Raw genomic sequence first — 21,390 nt, forward strand, 5'->3', positions numbered from 1 at the left:
GTACACTGCTATCATGCCTTTGAGGCCGGATTGTAGTCGCACTGCTCCAGCCACGAACGGAGATGCTCGAATTCACGTTCCAGCGTGGGCAGCAGCTCGCGCGCGCACTCAAGGTCTGAGGCCTTGACCGCCGCATGCAGAGCGCGGCAGGCCCGGTTGAGCGGCAACGCCCCCACTGTGGCGCTGGACCCCATCAGGCTGTGCGTGTGCTCCGAGGCGTCAGTCAGCCGGCCCTCCCGCAGCAGCGCGACCAGCGCCGCCAGCTCGGCGGAGGCATCCTCGATGAAGCTTTCGAGTAGGGGCCTAAGTTTCTCCGGCTCCAGGCCCGAGAACAGTGCGGCTCCATTGACCGCCAGCGGCGGTGCGGCTGCCGGGCCGGGCGACAGGTCCTCCTCCGCTCTTTTCTCCCCCCCGGCCGCAGTCGCCTGCGCGCGGGCAGTCTGACGGGAACCCGGGGCCCAGCGTTCGAGCACTCGGCGCAGTTCGGCCGGGCGCAGCGGCTTGCCCACGTGGTCGTCCATCCCGCTGGACAGGCAACGCTCCCGGTCTGCCTGCAGCGCGCTGGCGGTGACCGCGATGATCGGCAGGTGCGCGCTCTGTGCGCCCTCCAGACGGCGTATCTCGGCCGCCGCCTCCAGCCCGTCCAGCTCCGGCATCTGGCAGTCCATCAGCACCAGGTCGTAGTTGTTCCGCTGGGACATATCCACCGCCTGGCGTCCGTTTTCGGCCAGGTCCACCCGGCAACCCAGCTTGCCTAACATCCAGAGGGCCACTTTCTGGTTCACCCGGTTGTCCTCAGCCAGCAGCACCCGGGCGGCATAGCCCACCCGGCCGAAATCGCCGGCGAGCTGGACCAGTCCGGAGAGCGGCTTCTCATGGCGTTCCGGGTCGATCCGTCCACCCGAGCCGAGTTCCCAGGCGATCACCAGGGCGTCGAGCAGCTTGCTCGCCCCGACCGGACGGGTGATGAAAGCCGAGTACCCGGCCCGGGCCATCTTGCCCACCTGCTCCGGGCTGCGGACCACCGCGATCAGAGCCGGCCGCCGCGCCCCGATGCTTTCGCGCAACTGCTCGATGCGGTGCGCCAGCTCCACCGCGCCCTCGGCCGGGAGCTCACTGTCCGCGATCACCAGCGAGCTGGGCTGGCCGCCCGAGGCGGCGCACCGTTCCAGTTGATCGAGCGCCGACTCGACCGAATCGGCGACACTCACCTCCAGTCCCATCTGCTCGATCAGGGGCATCAGCACCAGCCGCTCGGTCCCATCCGGCAGCACGACCAGCAGGTGCAGCCCGGCCAGGCGCGACAAGGTCTGGGGGTCCATGTTCTCCCGGCTGAGCACCGGCAGCTCCAGCTCGAACCAGAACCGCGTGCCCCGTCCGAGCTCGCTGTCCACCCCGATGCGGCCGTGCATCAGCTCGACAAGCTGGCGGCTGATGGCCAGGCCCAGGCCGGTCCCGCCGAAACGACGGCGGTTGGAGGAATCGACTTGGGTGAACTTGTCGAAAATCGTCGAAAGCTTGTCCTCAGGGATGCCGATCCCTGTGTCGGCGACCGAGAAGAACAGCCGGACATTGCCCCGCTCGCCTTCCACCGCGCTCACCGCCAGGGTGACCGATCCGCGCAGGGTGAATTTCACCGCGTTGCCCAGCAGGTTCATCAGTATCTGACGGATACGCCAGGGATCGCCCAGCAGGTGGTTGGGCACCTCGGGCGCCACCGAGCTGACCAGTTCCACTCCCTTTTCCCGGGCCGGGCGGCCGAACAGGTCCATAACCTCCTCGATCACCGAGCTGAGGGCGAAGGGGACATACTCGATCTTCAGCTTGCCGGCCTCGATCTTGGAATAGTCGAGCAGGTCGTTGATAATGTAGAGCAGCGACTCCACCGACACCCGGGCCGTCTCCACATACTCACGCTGCTCGGGGTTGAGCGACGTGTCGAGAAGCAGGATCGATGAGCCCACCACCCCGTTGAGCGGGGTGCGTATCTCGTGGCTGATATTGGCCAGGAACTCGCTCTTGGCCCGGTTGGCCGCCTCGGCTTTCTCCTCGGCCCGCTTGCGCTCGATTATCTCCAGGCGCAGCTCGACGGTGCGCTCCTCCACCTCCTGCTCGAGCATGCGATTCATGTTGCCCAGCTTGGCGTAGGCGATCTCCAGGTTGGCGGCCATGGAGTTCAGGGCCAGGGACAGATGGCCGATCTCATCCGCGCTGACCGAGGGGGCGCGCTGAGACAGGTCGCCGCTGGCGATCTGGCGGACTGTCTCCACCAGCTCGGACAGGGGCTTGGTCACGGCCCAGCTGATAACGAGCACAGCCCCCATACCGAGCAGGAAAATGGCCAGGCTGACCAGGGCCACCGTGGTCCGGCTGCGCGCGATTTCCAGGTGCAGCTTGTCCAGGCTCAACCCGAGGTACAGCCGTCCGATCACCCGCCCGCCCGACTCGATCTCGCTGACCGTGCGGCAGTAGTCGCCGCGGATCACCACCTCGTCCGGCCGGGTGGGTATCAGGTAGGCGGCCGCGAACGCCCGGGTGCTGTCCACGGCGGCGAACATCTCGCCGTGCTCGTCCAGCACCATCACGTAGGCCAGGTCATCCACCCGCCGCGCCCCCTCCAGCCCCTCCCGCACCGCCTCACGGTCGTTGAAAAGCAGGGCGGGCCCCACGCTGAAAGCCGCCATGCGGGCCAGCCCCACCGCCTTGCGCCCCACCGACTCCATCGCCTGCGCCTCGATCCGCCCCGGCACGTAAAGGTAGTAGAACACCGAGATGGCGGCGATCAGCACCGTGATGACCGCGGCGAATTTCATCCTGAGGGAATTGCGCAACATGTTCTTTCTCCGTCCCCCACTGCTGAACTACAGGAGCCCGGGTGCGGGTCTCACTGCACCACCCGGGCCAGCTTGAGCAACTGCGAGCTGAAATCCGCCCCATCCTCCCGGGCGGCCCGTATGTTGATCAGGATTTCGGGCCGGTCCCGATTCTGGCCGATCCCCACGGCCAGCCCCTGGCCGCAGTACTCGGGCACCCCGGTCACGCTGACAATACCCCGGCTGCGGCACAACTCGCCGATCGTCCGGATGTCAAAGGCGCGCAGCGGTGCAACATAGAGGATATCCACCCCGCGCTGCGAGACGGCCTCATCCAGTTTTTCACGATATATATCGATCGGCGCCAGGGCCAGGGGGAGACCTTTGACCAAGGGCGTTCCCAGACTCCGGTACACCCGTTCGATCTGCTCGCAGACCAGCAGGGAATTGCGGAACGGCTCCTGGTAGACAATCCCCAGGCGCAGGCTGTCACCGCCGCGGGAGGCGAGGTTGCGGTTGAATGTGATGACTTTGAGCAGGAGGTTGAGCTGCAGGTCCACCGGGACAGGCATATCCTGGGCCGGACAGAGATCGGCGGACAGCCAGGCTGTCGACAGCAGCAGACTCAGAAGGATGATGGGCATCCTTTTCATGGCAGTCCGGTCTCCACTCTACGGGCGGCGGATTAAACCACTTCGCTCAGAACCAGCATTCCAGCCTCAGTTGCACCGTCCGTCCGTTCTGCGGCACCACGGCCTGAAGAAGCGGAAGCCCGGCCGGATAGTCGTAGCGGCTGTCGAACAGGTTCCGCACCTTGAAAGCCAGTCGCAGGCGGTCCGGTACGATCTCGCCGGCCAGGTTCAGGTCGAACAGGGTGAACGCGTCCGCAGTCACACCCTTGTCGGAGCGGCGCGAGGAGGAATAGCGGCATTGAAGCGCCGCGCTGAGGCCATGGGGCAGAGAGGCGCTGGCCCCGGCCTGCACGAGGTTGCGCGGCGAGTTGGGCAGCCTGTACCCGTTGGTGCGGTTGCGCGGCAACTGGTAGGCATAGTTGAGATACACCCCGTACCTGGAGGCGAAATCGGCTTTCAGGCCGGTCTCGATCCCACGCGCGCGCAGACGGCCGGCGTTGACGAAATGGCTCAGTTGATCCTCCGAAGCCTCCACCTGCTCGATAAAATCGCGCATGGAGTTGTCGTAGAACGAGAGCGTGCCGTGCAAGCTCGCGGCCAGACGGCTTTCCAGCACCAGCTCGAAGGTCTGGATTTTCTCGGGCTTGAGGTTCGGGTTCCCCTGGGCGATGGACGGTGCGTCGTAGAACACCTCGTTCACATTGGGCGCCCGGAAAGCCTCGCCATAGAGCAGCTTCACCGAGCTTCCCCGCGCGGCCGCCCACACCAGGGCCGCCCGCGGCACGGTGGAGTTGCTGCGCGAGGCGTACTTGTCGTGGCGCAGGCCCAGGGTCAGCAGCAGATTCGTCCGCAACTGGAGCTCTTCCTCCAGGTAGGCCGACCAGGTGTGGAAAGGATGGTCCTGGTCGAAATAGACCTTATCCGGACCCCAGGAACGGAAGAAAGCCCGCGGGTGTTTCTGGAACTCGGCCCCGGCGATCAGGCGCAGGTAGGGCTTCGGGTCCCACAGATAGCGGACCTCGGAGCCGTAATGGTTCTCGGCGAATTTCTCCTGCCCGATCACTCCGTCGAAAAAGTAATGCCCACGCTGGCCGTAATGGTCGACATAGGTCCGCAGCATCAGCTCGTGCCCGGAACTCAGCCGGTGCTCGTACTTGAGCTCGGTCAGCTTGTATTCTTCCAGGAAAGAGGTGGCTGGGATGTTGAAATCGATGCCCCAGGGCGAGGTGGGCACCCCTTTCTTACGGGTGCCGAGGAAACCCAGGAAACTGAAATCACCCCAGGCGGCGGTGGCCAGCAGGCTGCGCTGACGCTCCCAGTCGCAGTCCCGTGCCACGCCGTTGTTGGTCTGCGGGCTGTCGTACTCCGGGAAATAGAGGTCGGCGCCGTCGGCGCGGGTCACCCGGCCGGACAGGCTCACATCCAGGCCGTTCGAGAAAAGACGGCCCGCGGTGAGCCCGGCTGTCCGGCGGCCGTAGCTGCCCAGCTCGCCATAGGCCTTCATCCCGTTGACCGCGGCCCCGTCGCGCGTTATCACGTTGATCACCGCGAACATGGCGCTGGTGCCGTAGAGCACCGAGCCCGGCCCGCGTACGATCTCGATCCGCTCGACCGCATCCAGGTTCAGCCCCAGATCGTCCCCGTAGTACGAGGAGCCGAAATAGCTCTCGTTCATGGTGTGGCCGTTGATCATCAGCAGCAGGCGGTTGTTGTTGTCGGCCGTGCGGTTGAAACCGCGCGTGCCGATGTAATCGAGCAGGCGGTCGTTGGTGGAATAGAAGCCGCGGACATTTTCCAGCACCTCGGTCAGGGTGCGGTAGCCGAAACGGGCAATCTCCTCCGCGGTGACAATGGTCACCGCGGCCGGGGCCTCGCCCGCGGTCTGCTCGTACTTGGAGGCCGTGCTGATACGCACCTCCAGCAACGAGTCGAGGTCGGTCAGCCCCGGGACCGCCTCCTGTGACGTCGCCGGCGAGGATAAAGCACTGGAGATAAAGACAACAAGGCCGATTGCCGCCAGGCGTAGCGGTTGCACGAGGAGTCTCCAGATGATTATGAAAACCGGAATTAAAAGGCTGGTATATCAATCTAACAAATAATCTGTGTCCAAAGAAGGCTTTCGAGCCCTTTGACACTTAAATGGCAATCTTTTTTTCGCGCTTGTTTTCCATCCCCGCGGTTTGCGGACACAGGCCGGCCTCAAAAAATAAAAACGCCGCCCTCCAGTCCGGAGGGCGGCGGCTTATCAAAACAGGCGGGCCGGATGGATCAGACCACTTCCGGCACCACGTAGGGATAGCGGTACTCGCGGCTGAGCTGGGAGTTGGCCTCCTCATCGCCCGGGAATGTCTCGGTGGCCGAATCGAAGATCACGGTGCGGCCGGTGCGGTAGGCGATGTTGCAGAGGTGGCACATCGAGGTGGACAGGTGGCCCTCCAGGATGTCGGCGTGGAGCATCGAGCGGTCGTGCGCCCGCACGGCGTCGATGAAATTGCCGAAATGCGGGTCGCCGGCCTCGCCGCGGGTGTTGGTCGCGGCTTTCTGGGCATCAGCCTCGTTGCCGCCCATGCCCGGCCCTGGCTCGTTCTTGCGGCCGAAATAGCTCTGCCAACTCGAACCGCCCAGCTTGAGCCAGCCCTCGGTGCCGTAGAAGAACTCGCCCTGCTCGATGTCCTCCTCCTTGTTGGAGTAGAGGCCGCGCACCTCGAGCTGGACTATCTTGCCGTTGGAATACTCCATCACCGAAATCTGCTGGTTCGGGGTCTCCTGGTCGCAGACATTGCCGAACTTGTAGTAGCCACCCAGGCTCTGGATCTTGCGCGGGTGCTCGTAGAGCTGAAGGCCCCAGCGGGCGCGGTCGCAGTTGTGCGGGCCGGTGTTGCCGGTGTCGCCGTTTCCGGTGTTCCAGAACCAGTGCCAGTTGTAGTGGAACTTGCACTCGTTGAACGGATACCAGGCGGCCGGGCCGACCCAGAGGTCGTAGTGCACGCCCTGTGGCACCGGGCTGTTGGGGGCGCGGCCGAAGCTGTCGCGGGCCTTGATCAGGCAGCTGCGGCACATGTAGACATCGCCCAGCTTGCCCGAGTGCAGGAACTCCATCGCCGACTGCATCATCTTGTTACTGCGGCTCTGGGTGCCGGTCTGCACGATACGGTCATACTTGCGGGCCGCTTCCACGATCTTGCGGCCTTCCCAGATGTTATGGGAGGTGGGTTTCTCCACGTAGACATCCTTGCCCGCCTGGCAGGCCCAGATCGCGGCCAGGGCGTGCCAGTAGTTGGGGCTGGCGATCGAGACCGCGTCGATGGTCTTGTCCTCCAGCACCTTGCGAATGTCTACCGCGGTGCGTGGTTTCTTGCCGCTGATCTTTTCCAGTGCGTCCACCGCCTCCGGGAACAGGCGCTCATCCACATCGCAGAGCAGCGAGACTTCGACACCCGGCAGGGCGGCGAAGCTTTCCATGTGGGCGCGGCCGCGGCTGTGGATACCCATCACGGCGATATTCACCCGGTCCGAGGGCGGGTTGGCGGCCCAGCCGGAGGCGATGTAGGGCCCGGCGGCGGCCACTGCGGCCGCTCCGATGCCCGCGCTGCGAAGAAAACCGCGACGGTCGATCGGTTTCATCAATCACTCCCTCGTTGAAGTGTGCGGAGCTTGAATCTGCAGTTGAAAGACAGATTGTTTTCGCTGGTCTGGACGGATGCGGCAGTTCGTAACCATGGACGAATTATTGCACGGGCCCCGGCCAGGGTCAAGGCTTTTATCATTCAAAGCGGCTCGAAAGCAGACGAAAGCACACGAAAATTGCAGACCAGCCACAGTCGCGGACAGGCGCAAGCGGGCCGCCTGTCCACGGTTCAGATCCAGTCACCGGCCGGACCCGTCGTCTCCCTGCTGCTCCAGAAAAGCCCCCAGCCGGTACATAGTCTTCGCGGAGGCAATCGAACAGTTGATCCAGCCGAAACGGTCCGACAGCTTGTACCGCGACCGCCACCAGTAGGTCGGGTAGTGGCCGCCGGTCTCATTCTGCACCGTCACCATCGAATTGGCCAGGGAGACCGCCTTGGCCAGGAACAACCGGTCACCGGTAACCCGATAGGCTTTCAGGAAGACGTCGATGAAATTGGCGGCGCTGCCATCGATGGGCACATAGTAGTCGTACTGCTCCAGGGCGCAGGGAGTGACCCAGTCGGAGGAATCCTTCTTTCTCCACTCCGGTCCGGGCGACGGGCTGGGCCGCTCCCAGACCACGAACTGGTCCTCGGCGAAACGCAGGTACTCCCGGGCCATGCCAAGGTTTTCCGGGTTCTCCGTGGCATGGTCCAGATAATAGTTCGCCCCATCCACGGCCCCGTAGTGCGTAAGGTTATAGTACGGCTTGCTCGGTTCCACGTCTTCGAACTGCCCCTCGAAATTGAAACTCTCGAACGGCCGCAGATAGTTGGGCCAGGCTGCCTGATAATTGCCGCTGTACCTTTCGATCCCGAAATCAGTTTTCAGGCGGGTGAACAGCTCAAGAATCGGCCCGACCCTGACATAGTTGCTCGCGACCGCCTTCCCGGTGTGAATATCCATTTTCAGCGGCCAGTTGCCATCCGCGAGCTGAATCCTGGCATAGGTGCCGGCGATCCTGACCGCCGCGTTCAGGAGAGACGTATCCGCCGTGACCCCGTACAGATCCAGGTAAGCCAAGGCCGCCTGGGACGGATAGGACAACATGAGCTGGTCCCGGTACAGCAGCGAGGCATCGTTGGTCTTTCTCGCCTGCTGGTCCAGGAAGGACGGATCGTAGGTCGGCGGGAAGAACTCCAGGGGCGAGCCGGCGGGCAGGCTGTGGGCGATCAGGTATTTGCCCGCGTTTATCGCCACTGTCATGGCTCCAGCGCTGTCCTGGGGGGCCAGTCTGGAGTACAGCAGCATGCCCTCGATAATGGCGGCCTCCATCTTGGAGGGGTAGCAGTAGAGGAAATACGCGCTGTCCGGCGCGCCTGTGGTGATCCAGCTCTGAAGGTACCGGTGGTGGAACAGATAGCCCAGGGCCCGCTGGGCGCTCTTGCAGTAATTGTACTGCGGGTCTTCACGATAGGGGCCGTCGAACGCGGCCGAGCGGTAGAAGCGGCGTTTCCCTGCCGTGCCCAGCGTTTTCCCGGCCTTGTCCAGCCCGCTGACCTCCAGGTCGACATAACCCACGGGCAGATCGTTCCAGATCGGGGCCAGCGCGGCCCACGGCTCCTGTGCCTGGAAAACGTATCCTTTTCCGCTGGAGTCCGGGACCGCACTAAAACGGTAAGCCACCGCCCCAGCAACCGGGCTGAAATCGAAAGCCGGCGCATAGATGAACTGGCTGGCATTCACATTCCAGAACGCAAACTTGCCCGGCGCTCCCGGCCTGACCGGCGTGAGGGATTCCTCCAGCGCCTGGGCGTGCAGGGCCGGACGGTCGAATTCCGGGGCTTTTTCCGGCAGCGCCGGCGATAGCAGTCCGGATAGAGCGATAAGAAAGAGTGAAAGAAAATGCGCCTTCATGAAAATCCCCTCCGGTAAGCGAGTCAGCGCCAGTAGTCTAAGAAGGCATAAGTAGTGATCAACAGTGATTGTTAATCAAGAAACATGCCTCTGGCAGGACTGACCTATCTTACTATTTTTCAACCGTCAAAGATTTTGGAGGTTGAAGGGATTCTCATTTTCAAAAAAAGGGTCTCATTTTTTTGACAAAAACATCTGCACCGGTTTCCAGATGAAGAAGGAATATAACGACCACCCGGCTCAACTGTAGCAGCGCACCTCGAACACGCGGGCCTCGGGTGCGCCGTTTGTCGCGGTCACCTCCAGGCGCACGGCATCGCAGCGCAGGTCCTTGAAGCGGTGCACACACTTGCGCTGCCAGTTGCCGCTCACCTCGGCCACGGTGCTCCACTTGCGGTCCACCCGGCACTGGATGCGGTAGTCGCGCACGGTCTCGGGCTGGGCGCCCGCGAGCATCGATTTGTCGTAGCTGTCCTCGTGGGTCAGGGTGAGTGCGCGAGTCAGATCGGTGTCGAAAGTCAGGTGAAGCTCGCCCAGGACCTGCGCCTTGCCGAATTCCAAGGTCAGCGCGGCTTTGCCCGGCTCCAGAGACTGCGAGCGCCACTGGTGCGAATCGTTCCCCACGGTGCGCGCCACGCCGTCGGTCACCTTACGCGCCTCGAAACCGCTCTGCTCCGTGGTTGCGGAGATTTTAGCCGTGCGGGCGAAATCCTCCGGGTCGCGGTTGGGGGTGCCCAGAAGGTAGGCATCCTGCCGCAGCAGGGTCTGCTTGACCGCCTCGATGTCCTGCGGGCCGAACTCGCACGGCAGGCTGTCCTTACCCGCCGCCAGCGCCGCGGCCACGCCCGCGCCCTGGCCCATCACCGCGCAGGTGGCCATGACCCGCGTGGAGCAGAACGCCACGTGGCTGGCGCTGACCTGCCGGCCGGCGAAGAACAGGTTGGGCACTTTGGCGGAATACAACGAGCGCAGCGGGATGGAATAGAGCTTGTCCAGCCGCTGCTGGTAGAAGAAATCGTCGTTCTTGCGGTAGAAACCCTCGCGCTGGTGGTGGTCGATCGGCCAGCCGCCGTAGGCCACCTCGTCCTCGAACACCCGTCCGCTCGTGAGGTCGTTCTGTCGCAGCCAGTAGGCGCCCTCCAGGCGGCGGCTCTCGCGGCGCGCCGGGATGAAACCGAACCAGTCCAGGGCCCAGGAGTCGGCCCCGTGGTCGCCGCGGTTCTTGATATGGTCCCAGACCCCCAGCAGTATTTTCAGCAGTTCCTCGCGGATACGGTTGTCGTCTTTGATCGTATCCAGCATGCCGCCCCACTCCAGCCACCAGTAGCCGTATTCGTAGCTTTCGTGCCCGCGGCCCAGTTCCTCGTCAGTCGCGTAGCGATAGGCCCAGGCCGGCGGGATGAATTTCATCGGGCGGCCGAAATCGCGGGCCTGGAACAGAAGCGTGGAACCCAGGGTGTAGGGCTCGGGCTGCTCCGGGGCCAGGGATTCATCGAACTCGCCTCTCGCCTCGCAGCCCACGCGGAACGGGTTGCCGGCCAGCACGCCCAGGGTCCCGTCCCCGGTGCAGTCGACAAACTGCAACCCCTCTATGGTGAGGTGCTCCTCGCGCCGCATGTCGTAGCACTGCACCGAAACGATCCGGCCGTTGTCCAGGCGGCAGCCGTCGAGCGTGGTGTTGAGCAGAAGGGTCAGGCCCGGCTGGTAGAATGTTTTCTCCCAGAGGATAAGGTCCCACATCGCAGCCGAGCGCTGGGGGTTACGCACCTGGTTGTCCAGGCGCATCTCCTCCAGGCTGCCGGTCTCGCGGCTGTCCGGGATGCCGTGGGTGTTGGCCCCGCAGATATGCATCCGCACCTCGCTGGAGGAGTTGCCCCCCAGCACCGGACGGTCCTGGATCAGCACCACGCTGGCCCCGGCGCGCGCGGCGGCCAGGGCCGCGCAGACCCCGCTCATCCCGCCGCCGGCCACCACGACATCCGCCTGGAGAGTGCTTCCGGATTTCGCCGCGCCGGCTGAGTCCGCCTGCGCTCGCGCGGGGACCGGTGAGGCCAGGGCGCCGCCCAGGCCCAGGGCGCCGCCCGCCTTCAGAAAATCCCGTCTTTGCATGAGAGAGTCCCTTTCCAGCCCCTGGCAGGCCTCTTAGAAGAGTCAATGGCGCCCGGCGGACAGGTGTTTTGCAAATCCGCATCGGAGATTATATTCAACATCGGACCGGAAATGCAGCGGAACAACCATCCATACCGAAATCAGGAGAACAGGTCATGTCCTTTTTCGGCTTCATTTTCATCCTGCTCATCGCCGCGGTCTGCGGGGCGATCGGCCAGGCGATAGCCGGCTACTCGCTGGGCGGTTGCCTGGTCTCGGCGGCCGTGGGCCTGATCGGCGCACTGCTGGGCACCTGGCTGGCCCGGGCGAGCCACCTGCCGCTTCTTTTCAGCCTGCCCATGGGCGAGGACCGATTCCCGGTGGTCTGGGCGATCCTGGGCTCGGCGCTGTTCAGCCTGATCGTGGGTTTCATCTCCCGCGGCCGCCACGACAAGCATTGAGGCTTTCAGATATCCTCGTTCCAGCCCAGCCGCCGGGCGAAAGCCACCGGGTCGCTCGGTGTCAGGTGGACCTCCCGCCCGTCGTCCATGCTCAGCCGCAGGCAGTCATCGTAGCGGTTGCAGAAAGCCTGCGGAAAGACTGCCTCTATCCGGCGGATGCGGCTCGTCGCCACCGGCAGAAGTTCCACTTTCTCGATCTCATCCAGCCGCTCCCGGCGGCGGAACGGGCCGCAGCTCAGCTCCAGCACGCCGCCGCTCACACGGTAGCGCGTGTGAAACATGCAGTAGAGAAAGGCCGCCGCGGCCACCAGGACAGACAGCAGAATGGTCTGGAACCAGGCCGGGTCGCCCTCGAAAGTCCGCCCCTTGTATAGAATAGTTCCCTCGGCCGCAGCCGTGCCTGCCGCGATCGTGACAACCAGCCCCCAACTGGGCGTGGGACGGTCCTCGAACGGGGCTACCGGATCGTAGCTCATTGTGCCCCCTGTCAGAAAGCGATTGTCAGGTTCACCGGCTCCGCGCCCGGCGCCTCCAGGCTGAGGAGACCGCTGTCCGGGTCGTACTCGAACGCCACAGCCGCCCCGGCTTCGGTGGACGCCGAGACGGGTTTCTTCTGGCTGTAGAAAGCGATCTTCCCGCCCGAGAGCAGCCCGGCGGCGTAGGTGTTCTGGTCCTTCCAGCCGCAACTGGCGAAAATCCCGGCAGCGTTGTACATATCGGTCCGTCCCAGCGGGGCGACCCCGTTGTCCACCCGGGCCACAGTGCAAAGCTCGAACTGCCTCGGCCCCAGCTCCAGCGGCCAGAACTCGCCCACTTTGCGCAGGGAGAGTTTGCCCGAACCGAACGACCAGACCGCGTACTCGTCCTCCGCGCTCAGGCCGGGGATGAGCGACACCCCCAGGCTGTCGTGGACCGTGACCGCGCTCAGGCTGTCGTAGCGGCAGTTCCAGGCCCCCAGGACCCAGGCGCCGCAGCGGTTGTGGTTGAACATTTTGAGGGCCACATCCTCACGTTGCGGGTCACGGAACAGGACATCCGCCGTGGGGCGGGCCGGCCCCGGGCAGCGCAGCACCCGGCCATCCGGCAGGCTGATCCGGGCCAGGATGCCGAAATCCTGCGCGCCGGGGCGGTCGGACAGATAGACCGGCCCCCCCGACACGGCGCGCGCCGAGGCGTGGAACGCGCCCCACGCGTGGCCGGACTGGAACATGTCCCAGTCCGGGACCCCTAACTGGCCGGTCATCAGGTCGTTGAAAGCGTTGGTGGTCAGGTGCTGGCCGTGGGTTTCCGGCTGGTCCGGGAAAAAGTCATCCGAGTTGCGGACCACGCTGGAGGTGGCGTTCATGAACAACTCATCCGTGCCCTGGCCCATGCAGTTGATCAGGTTGCCCACGCCGAACAGGCTGTCCACCGAGGCCTCCAGGGCGCGCTTGTAGGCCTCCATCACCTCGGTCATGGGGCCCAGGCCGTAGGTCATGAATTCCAGGTGCGACTGGTTGTCCACCTTGAGGCCGGTCACGCCCTGGCTGGCCATCCAGCCGTGGTAGGCGGCGTAGAAAGCCCGGATGTCCTGGGGCGTGACCACGCTGAACGGCCTGGGCAGCGATTCGAGCATGGTCTCGTTCAGCGGACGGTTGGACTTGCCGACAGAATTCCAGGTGCGGAACGGCTTCAGCTCCGCGGCCGCGGTGTCGATCCCGTTCCAGTAGCCCTGCAGGGTCTGCCAGACAAAAAAGTCGGGCACCCCGTAGGTGTCGCGCGCCGCGGAGACAGTGGCGGCCAGCCCCTGGGGGAATTTCACACTGTCCACGCCCAGGCCGCAGAGGAAAGTCCCCTTGATGTCTCCCCCGCGCACACGGACCTGCTGCCAGCCGTCATCCAGCACCAGCCAGCCCAGGTGCACCCCACCGACCTTGAACGATTTCAGGCCATCCAGCACACCCTGGTGCGTGACCTCGTGATAGAACGAGTTCCAGGTGCACCAGCCCAGGCTTTCGAGCCAGAGTGGCGGGGTTTTCTCCGTGCGCAGCCGTCCCTTGCCCACGGCGTGCACCGCCGCGGCGAACGCGCTGTCGAGCAGGGTGTAGGGGTCATCCCCCAGGGCGACATAGGCCCCGCGCAGCTCCACACCCGCCGGGCCCTCAGGCATATTGTCGTCCGCGGTGAGCATCAGGGCGCCCCCGGCCCCGCCGGCGTTCATCCGGTAGCCCTTGTCGATCAGCGGCAGCAGCAGCCCGATCCGGCCATCCGCGCAGCGCCAGAGCAGGAACTGCACCTCGGTGGGCAGCTCGGATTCGCTGGAGCCGAAGGCCGGATTCATCCACCAGGCTTTTTTTCGGTACAGGGCGGTGAACCGCTCCAGGCCCTCGATGTGCATTCCGGTCCAGCAGTAATAACCGTTGTCGCTCCGGCCGGTGGTTAGGTGCAGGAACGCCCCGCTCGCGGTGTTTCCGCTGTCCGCCACGGCGACCCCGGCGGGCAGGCCGCTCAGCACCGGACGACCCTCCAGGCTGAGCACACCCTCCGCCACGCTCCAGGGGGCCGGGCTGACCCGGCCTCCACCTGCAGAACACGCACAGAACACGAGCGACAGGAACAGGACCGCAGACAGGCAGGCTCTAAGCATGGCGGAAGCTCCGGGGATCACTGTTTCTTGATTATCACGTACTGCTCGGGAAGGTTGAAGGTAAGCACCCGGCCGGTGAAGAAATTCCAGCCGATCCGGCCATCGTAGAGCATGTTCGGCACGAAACCCACCGGGGCGTCGTCCAGGCCCACTCCGTTGGCAAAGGTCAGGGCGATGTACTCCAGGCTGCCGCTCCAGGCGAACTGGCGCTCACCCTTCTCGCCGATTCCCACCCACTGCTGCGGCTTGATGACCTTGAGCAGCTTCAGATAGCGCTCATCGAGCGTGGTGCCGGCCCCGGTGTCGAACAGGCATTCCAGGATGTGGTCCACCGGTGCGGAGACATCGAAGAACACCAGCAGGCCCCGGCCGCGGTCGTCCTGGGTCTTGACCGGGACGATCTCGCCCTCCTCCAGACGTTTCAGGAGCGAAAGACTGTCCTCGAAAACCATCTCGCGGGCGGTGAAATCCAGGGTCACCACCCGGTTGCGGAAAAAGGCCGCCGAAAGGATACCGTCCACCCCGCTGCTGTCGAGCATGTCCCAGACCGCCACCGCCGGGGCCACCTGCACGGCCGGCCCCACACCGAGTGCGGGTATCTCGTACATCGGACGGTCCTGGCGCGTGCCATCCGCCTGGAAATTGACATAGCGGCCCAGTTCGCTGGCCTGGAGCTTGCGCAGGGCGCGGTAGGAAATCACGTGGCAGCCGGCCCCGGTGTCCAGTACGAAGCGGGCCTTGAGCGTATCGCCCAGAATGCCCTGCACCAGGATCGTCCCCTGGCTGGTGAACTCCAACGGCACGGAGCGCTGGAGGCTCTGGGCCAGGATCGGGCCGCAGGTCAACAGCAGCGCGGCCATGGAAAACTGAAAGATGGACTTCGGAATCATTGCCTCTTTCTCCTGTCGGCTTCCGGTCTTGTCGGATGAGGATTTATCGCACACACGCACACACACACGCGCGGAAGACTCTGGGAGGAATATAAGCGGACAGGCCGGAGGCGCAAGATTTCGGCGGAGATCAGGCCGGAGTGCGGCCGGCCCACTGGAAAGCCCGGGCCGGGTTGCCGTTCATGGTGACCACCGGGAACTCTTTCCAGAGCAGCGGCTCGAACCCCGCGAAAAGGCCATCCAGCCAGGGACGCTCGTGGTGTCGCAGCACGGCACCCTCGGGCAGCTCGAACACCCCGCGCACGCCGAAGCGGGCCTGGCCGCGCTCGTAGCGCTCCAGGTTGCGGCTGTCGTTCTGCAGAAGGTAGTCGCTCACGTAGAAAATCCCGCCGGGGCGCAGCACGCGGGCCGCCTCGGCCACGAGGCCGCGCTGGCCGCTGTCGGTGGGCACGCAGGTCAGGACCGCGAAGAGCAGGACACAGTCGAAACCGCGGTCCGCGAACGGAAGGCGCGCGCCCTCCAGCAGCCTGTAATCCGGGCCGGGGTGTTCGGCCCGGGCGCGCTCGAGCATGGACGGGGAGGGATCGGCCCCGCTCAGGCGGGTGTAGCCCAGAGCGGCAAGACGGTTCAGAATGCGGCCCCAGCCGCAGCCGTAATCCAGGATCGAAGCCTCAACTGGGAGCTGCCGCTCCAGGAAAGTCTCATCCAGCGGATGGCTGAACGCCTTGCCCCGCGCCGCACCGTTCCAGTACTCCACCTGGCGGGACAGGTCGGTGCCTGCCCGTATTTTGCTCTTCTCCGTGTTCATCATTCTCCAAATACTATCCGGGCGGAGTGTGGAGCAAAAACTTGTAGGGGAGGGTTTGAGACCCTCCCCTACAGATGGATTCACTGTTTTCCACTCCGCGGCAAGAAACGGGGAGCATATGCCGATTTGTTAAAGCCAAAAGCTCAATGGTAGAGGAGCAGGCGGTTGAGCACCGGCACGCCCTCGCCGCCGATTTTCCTGATCTCCAGCGTGTGCGGCCCGTCCTCCAGGTCGTAGTTCCAGAACAGCGGGGTGCGATGGTCATGCGGATCGGCCGAGAGAGTGACCTGCTCGATCTCCTTGCCGTCCAGGAACACGTGGCATTCGGCCAGGCCACTGGTCCCCTGCATCACGCCATCCACCACGAACGCCCGGCCGGTGAACTCGGCGCGCCAGCTCTTGTCCAGCACGATGTCGTTTAACCGCCGCAGCTCGAAAGGAGTCAGGCCCTCGAACGAAACCTCCAGGCTGTCCGGCGGTACCGGCTGCTCGCGGTTGATGACCCAGGAATTTTCCTGCACCGAGCCACCACCGCGGGTGACCAGCTCGGAGGCCAGGCGGTAGTTGACCTCGTAGACCTGGTTCAGGCTGTAGTCGGTGTAGTCGAACCGGCGGTCCTCGATGCCCTCGTAACCGACTTTCCACTGCTCGGGGATTTTGCTGTAGCCCAACAGAGTGCCCAGCACACCACCGGCGTTGGAGGGGTTGCAGTCGGAGTCCTGGCCGCAGCGGGTGGCGATCTCGAGGGTCTTGCCGAAATCACCGCCGCCGTAGAGCAGGCCGATCACGATATAAGCCCCGTTGAGCTTGGCGTCGATGTTGTTGGGCTGCATCACACCCTCCGGGCAGCCGATCTCCTCGGACCATTTTTTCTGCACCTCGTACCAGCAGGCTTTCCAGTCATCCGGGTTCTCGCGCCACCAGCCGATCACGTCGCTGATACAACGCGCATAGCCGCTGGCCGGGGGAATGCTGAGCAGGGCCTTTTCCACCACCTTGACGATGTCCGACTCGATGTAGGCGTGCGAGTACATGGCCGCCACGAACATCCCGCCGTAGACCCCGTCGCCGTAGTTCATGATATGCCCCACCCGGTCACAGAGCTTCACCGCGGTGGCCGGCATGGCCGGAGTGAGCAGGCCGATGAAATCGGCTTCGATCTGGAAATCGATGTCATCGGCGTGGGGGTTGTTCTTCCAGTAGCCGCTGGCCGGTGGCATGATCCCGTGCAGGATGTTCCAACGTCCGCCCATGTTGGCGTGCCAGAGGCCGAAACCGGCGTTGGCGAACTTGAGCGCCAGGGCGTCCGAGGAGGCATCCAGTCCCAGGCTGTCGAACACGGCCAGGAACGAGAAATCCATGTACAGGTCGTCGTTGTTGAAATACTCCTCCAACTGCTTGGCGCTGTAGTCCAGCTTGATGTAATCCTGGATCCAGGCCCCCTCCCAGCGGAACTCGGTCGGCCCGCCGTAACAGACCCCGATGGTCTGCCCGGCCCAGCCGCCCTTGATCTTGTCGCGCATCACCTTGGCGCTGATTCTCACCGTGGGCGATTCACCGCCGGAGCACCCGGCCAGCACGACTGCGGCAAAGAGGACGATACCTGCACGACGGAGAAAGTGACTGGACATGTTGAGGACTCCTCGGCATGGATTTCACATCCGGAACGTCAGGGCGCCGGGCTTTATTCCGCGGCGCTCTGACGGTCGGGTTCACGGGCGAATAAATGTTAACCTGTCACGGGCCAGGAAGCAAGCCTGAATTGTAAATATTTCCTTCCGGCACAGGAGGGCGCCGGGGAATCCGATCCCTGAAGCTCGGGAAACTCCCCCTGTCCCACTGTGCCTGGCCCGCGGCCGGTCCATCCATCGGAATTCCCGCGCCGGGTGAGGTGCCAGCCCAAGGACTGAAACTTCAGAAAGATGCGGCAAAAGTGATCCCGGCGATGAAACTGTCGTCGTGCGGCATGGCCCGCCGGATGCGCCGGTCCAGCAGGCCGGCGTAGCCGAGCAGGGGCGTGAGCGTGTAATTCTCCCCCAGGGCCAACGGCAGGCTCAGGCTGAGCTGGAGGTCGGTGAACGCGGCCCGGCCGGCGCCGTAGTAGTAGCGGTTGTGGCTCCCGGAGCCGTAACCCAGAGTCGCGCCGAACACCGGCCCGGAATCCTCGCCACCCCAGGGCAGGCGCGGGCTGAGCCCCAGCGACAGGTATTCGCCCTCGACCTCGGCGATGTCGCGGTAGAACCGCAGGCTGGGGCTGAGCGCCGAGCTGTGGGACAGGCCGAGGTAGACCTCGGTGGTGGCTGCGATGCCGGTGTTGGGGAAAGAGTAGTATATCGCCCCGGCCTCCAGGTTGAACGCGCCTTTGGAGCCGCACCAGCCCAAGGTCAGGTCCACCTCGTTCAGACCGGCCTCGCCGTTCAGGTCGACATTGCCCCACAGGTCGAGGCTCACACCCCGCCAGGCCAGGTTGGCCGAGGGCTGAAGCACCGGCTTGCCGCTACCGGCGATCCCGCGCCAGACATAGCGGTTGAGTATGGAGCTGCGCGCGGACAGAGTGATGTCCTCGGCAGGCTGCGCCGCGCAGGGCTGGGATAGGACGCTCAGGAGGAGCAGGGGGAGAAAGGGTCTGAAATTCATGGTTAGGGCCTCACGGATTTGGTGCGCATGGACATGGCTGGGAGCAGCCGGAATAACGGTGGATTGTGTTAGATACGCACCTCCGGGAAAGAGTGGTTTTTAAGGACAATCGATGCAGGTCTAAGTTAACCCGGAATGATTAAGTCCCGGTTTCATGACGGTTAATTCCATGTTGAGATCGGGATAAGCAATGTTTCGGAGGCGGCCGGACAGAACACGGTTCCAGCCTTTCGAGGCTCTTGCGCGGAATGTGGAAACGAGTTGATTTCAGGACAACGGAGAGTGTCGTACGTTTTTATGACCGTCTGTCCATTACTCCGGCACGGCCTCCGGCGCCACGGAGTGAATTGCCTCAGGCCACGGCTTTCGGGGCTATGCGCAGCCTGTACAGGCGGGCGGGCCGGTTTTTCTTTCCGCAGTCACCCCGGATTTCACCATTTCTTGAAATACTCGTCAATACCTTGACAAAGTGTTCAGCTCGAATAACCTTTAACCGCTGAATCCGCATCCCCCCGCGCGCGCAGTCCGCGGGTCACTCCAGGGCCGAGGGAGATTCCCGACCATGCAAGTCAAAGACATCCTCTGTATCGGCGCCGGCTACGTGGGCGGCCCGACCATGGCCATGATCGCCGACAAATGCCCCGGCTGCCGGGTCACGGTGGTGGATATCAACGCGGCGCGGATCGATGCCTGGCAAAGCGACAGCCTGCCGATCTACGAGCCGGGGCTTATCGAACTGGTCCGTCAGTCGCGCGGCCGCAACCTGTTCTTTTCCACCGATATCCACGCGGCGATCAAGAAAGCCGACCTGATCTTCGTCTCGGTCAACACCCCGACCAAGACTTTCGGCGAGGGCGCGGGCATGGCCGCCGACCTTCAGCACTGGGAGGCCACGGCCCGCTGTATCCTGGAAGCGGCCGCCAGCGACAAGATCATCGTGGAGAAAAGCACCGTGCCAGTGCGCACGGCCCACGCCATGGAACGTATCCTCAACGCCAACGACCGGGGCCTGCATTTCGAGGTCCTCTCCAACCCGGAGTTCCTGGCCGAGGGCACCGCCGTGGCCGACCTGCTCAGCCCCGACCGCGTGCTGATCGGTGCGCGGCGCACCGAAAGCGGGCTGGCGGCCCAGGCCGCCCTGGTCGAGGTCTACGCCCAGTGGGTGCCGCGCGAGCGCATACTCACCAGCAACGTCTGGAGCGCCGAGCTGTCCAAGCTCACGGCCAACGCGTTCCTGGCTCAGCGTATCAGCTCGATCAACAGCATCTCGGCCCTGTGCGAGAAAACCCAGGCGGATGTCGAGGAGGTGGCCCGCGCCGTGGGGGCGGACAGCCGGATAGGGCCGAGGTTCCTGCGCTCCAGCGCCGGTTTCGGCGGCTCCTGTTTCCGCAAGGACATCCTGAACCTGGTCTATATCTGCCGCTATTACGGCCTGGGCGAGGTGGCGGAGTACTGGGAGCAGGTGGTGCGGCTGAACGAGTATCAGCAGGAGCGTTTCGTGCGCAAGATGCTGGAGGCGATGTTCAACACCGTGGCCGGCAAGCGGATCGCCCTGTTCGGGTTCGCATTCAAGAAAGACACCGGGGACACGCGCGAGTCGCCCTCGATCCATATCGCCTCCAAGCTTCTGGCCGAGCATGCCGCCCTGGCGGTCACCGACCCGCAGGCCCTGGACAACGCCCGCGCCGACCTGGCCGGCGCCCCCGGCACGGTGGAATACTGTGCGGACCCCTACAAGGCCGCAGCCGGGGCGCACGCCGTGGCCGTGCTCACCGAGTGGGACCTCTACCGCTCTCTGGATTACGGGCGCATTTTCAAGTCCATGCAGAAACCGGCGTTCCTGTTCGATGGCCGCAATCTGCTGGACCACGAGGCGCTGTTCGAGCTGGGGTTCAACGTCTACCCCACCGGCAAACCGTCCCTGACCCATTTCTGAGGCGGGAACGGCCCGCCACACGCAGAACTGGTTTGACAATCGGGCGGAGCGGCCCTAAGATATGGCATCCCTGTCCTGGCTTATATTCGAACCGCAGATCGGAACAGAGTGAACAGAGGGGATGACCATGCAGCCTGAGTACTTCTTGACCGCAACGGGCCGCATTTCGCCGCGGCGTAGCGTTGCCCTGGCGCTTGTGATCGCGCTGGGGCTTTTTCTCAACTGCAGCCGGGAGTCGGCATTGGAAAGCGGCTGTTTGAAAATAGCGCACCGCGGGGCCTCGGGGGCCTATCCCGAGAACACCCTGGCAGCCTTTGCCGCGGCCGTGGAGCAGGGCGCCGACATGGTGGAGCTGGATGTCCACCTGAGCGCCGACAGCCAGCTCGTTGTGATCCACGATGAGACCGTGGACCGCACCACCGGCGGCTCGGGAGCCGTGGGCGCGCTGACTGTAGCCCAGATGGCGGCCCTGGATGCCGGCGGAGGGCAAAAAATCCCGACCCTGGCCGAGGTGTTTGCCCTGGTCCGGGGCAGGTGCAACGTGAACGTGGAACTCAAAGGCCCCGGCACGGCCGGGCCGGCGGCGGCGCTCATCCGTCTGGAGGTGCTGGGACACGCCGTGCCGGTTGACAGGTTCGTGGTCAGCTCCTTCGACCTGGATCAACTTGAGCAGATCAAAGTGATCGCGCCGGAGATACGCCGGGCGCCGCTCTATGGGGACAAGCTGCCGGAGGATTATCTGGCGGTAGCGCACGCGCTCGGGGCCTGGTCGGTGAACCTGAACAAAGGCGTGATAACGGCCGGGCTGGTGAAACGATGCCATAAGCAGGGTTTCCGGGTCCTGGTCTGGACAGTGGACGAGCCGGAGGAAATCGCGCGCCTCAAGGCCTTGGGCGTGGATGGCATCATCGGCGACTACCCGGACCGGCTGTGATTCGATGAAACCGGGCGAAGGTGACTTTCTCCGCGCCCG

15 protein-coding genes are annotated in these 21,390 nt (G+C 64.2%); 3 read left to right on the plus strand and 12 right to left on the minus strand.

Annotation, left to right across the window (positions count from 1 at the left end):
- Window positions 1-11: 11 nt before the first annotated feature.
- From LLH00_06575 to LLH00_06600, 6 genes are all read right to left on the minus strand, one after another.
- Entirely contained in the window at window positions 12-2,834 is a 2,823-nt protein-coding gene (locus LLH00_06575) for a response regulator (protein MCE5270934.1), read from the minus strand.
- Between the two features lie 50 nt (window positions 2,835-2,884).
- Entirely contained in the window at window positions 2,885-3,466 is a 582-nt protein-coding gene (locus LLH00_06580) for a YfiR family protein (protein MCE5270935.1), read from the minus strand.
- A gap of 46 nt (window positions 3,467-3,512) precedes the next feature.
- On the minus strand, window positions 3,513-5,480 hold the full coding sequence (locus LLH00_06585; GenBank protein ID MCE5270936.1) for a TonB-dependent receptor: 1,968 nt from the start codon (window positions 5,478-5,480) through the stop codon (window positions 3,513-3,515).
- A 233-nt stretch (window positions 5,481-5,713) separates the two neighbouring features.
- Complete coding sequence (locus tag LLH00_06590; protein MCE5270937.1) at window positions 5,714-7,069, minus strand: Gfo/Idh/MocA family oxidoreductase; 1,356 nt, start codon at window positions 7,067-7,069, stop codon at window positions 5,714-5,716.
- A gap of 243 nt (window positions 7,070-7,312) precedes the next feature.
- On the minus strand, window positions 7,313-8,971 hold the full coding sequence (locus LLH00_06595; GenBank protein ID MCE5270938.1) for a hypothetical protein: 1,659 nt from the start codon (window positions 8,969-8,971) through the stop codon (window positions 7,313-7,315).
- A gap of 240 nt (window positions 8,972-9,211) precedes the next feature.
- Window positions 9,212-11,080, minus strand: a complete 1,869-nt coding sequence (locus LLH00_06600) for an FAD-dependent oxidoreductase (protein MCE5270939.1) — start codon at window positions 11,078-11,080, stop codon at window positions 9,212-9,214.
- A gap of 155 nt (window positions 11,081-11,235) precedes the next feature.
- Here LLH00_06600 and LLH00_06605 point away from each other — a divergent pair, with 155 nt between their 5' ends.
- Window positions 11,236-11,520 (plus strand): hypothetical protein, encoded by a 285-nt coding sequence (locus LLH00_06605; GenBank protein MCE5270940.1) that lies wholly within the window; start codon window positions 11,236-11,238, stop codon window positions 11,518-11,520.
- Window positions 11,521-11,525: 5 nt separating this feature from the next.
- On the opposite strand, the gene LLH00_06610 is transcribed toward LLH00_06605, so the two are convergent.
- From LLH00_06610 to LLH00_06635, 6 genes are all read right to left on the minus strand, one after another.
- Window positions 11,526-11,996: a PH domain-containing protein gene (locus LLH00_06610; GenBank protein ID MCE5270941.1), complete on the minus strand. Its 471-nt coding sequence runs from the start codon at window positions 11,994-11,996 to the stop codon at window positions 11,526-11,528.
- A gap of 11 nt (window positions 11,997-12,007) precedes the next feature.
- Window positions 12,008-14,146, minus strand: coding sequence for a hypothetical protein (locus LLH00_06615; GenBank protein MCE5270942.1), 2,139 nt, complete (start codon window positions 14,144-14,146; stop codon window positions 12,008-12,010).
- Window positions 14,147-14,163: 17 nt separating this feature from the next.
- A complete protein-coding gene (locus LLH00_06620) occupies window positions 14,164-15,036 on the minus strand; it encodes an aspartyl protease family protein (protein MCE5270943.1) in 873 nt (290 codons plus the stop codon).
- A 130-nt stretch (window positions 15,037-15,166) separates the two neighbouring features.
- Window positions 15,167-15,847 carry a class I SAM-dependent methyltransferase gene (locus LLH00_06625; GenBank protein ID MCE5270944.1) on the minus strand — a complete coding sequence of 227 codons (681 nt, stop codon included), beginning with the start codon at window positions 15,845-15,847 and terminating at the stop codon, window positions 15,167-15,169.
- A gap of 140 nt (window positions 15,848-15,987) precedes the next feature.
- Complete coding sequence (locus tag LLH00_06630; GenBank protein ID MCE5270945.1) at window positions 15,988-17,475, minus strand: ADP-ribosylglycohydrolase family protein; 1,488 nt, start codon at window positions 17,473-17,475, stop codon at window positions 15,988-15,990.
- A gap of 283 nt (window positions 17,476-17,758) precedes the next feature.
- The gene (locus LLH00_06635; protein ID MCE5270946.1) at window positions 17,759-18,481 is read right to left on the minus strand and encodes a hypothetical protein; all 723 of its coding nucleotides are present in this window, start codon (window positions 18,479-18,481) and stop codon (window positions 17,759-17,761) included.
- 562 nt (window positions 18,482-19,043) lie between these two features.
- Between LLH00_06635 and LLH00_06640 the strand changes: the two genes are divergently transcribed.
- Both LLH00_06640 and LLH00_06645 read left to right on the plus strand, forming a co-directional pair.
- Entirely contained in the window at window positions 19,044-20,417 is a 1,374-nt protein-coding gene (locus LLH00_06640) for a nucleotide sugar dehydrogenase (protein MCE5270947.1), read from the plus strand.
- A 256-nt stretch (window positions 20,418-20,673) separates the two neighbouring features.
- Window positions 20,674-21,351, plus strand: coding sequence for a glycerophosphodiester phosphodiesterase (locus LLH00_06645; protein MCE5270948.1), 678 nt, complete (start codon window positions 20,674-20,676; stop codon window positions 21,349-21,351).
- Window positions 21,352-21,390 lie beyond the last annotated feature (39 nt).

This window comes from bacterium, from assembly GCA_021372515.1.
Lineage (GTDB): Bacteria > Gemmatimonadota > Glassbacteria > GWA2-58-10 > GWA2-58-10 > JAJFUG01.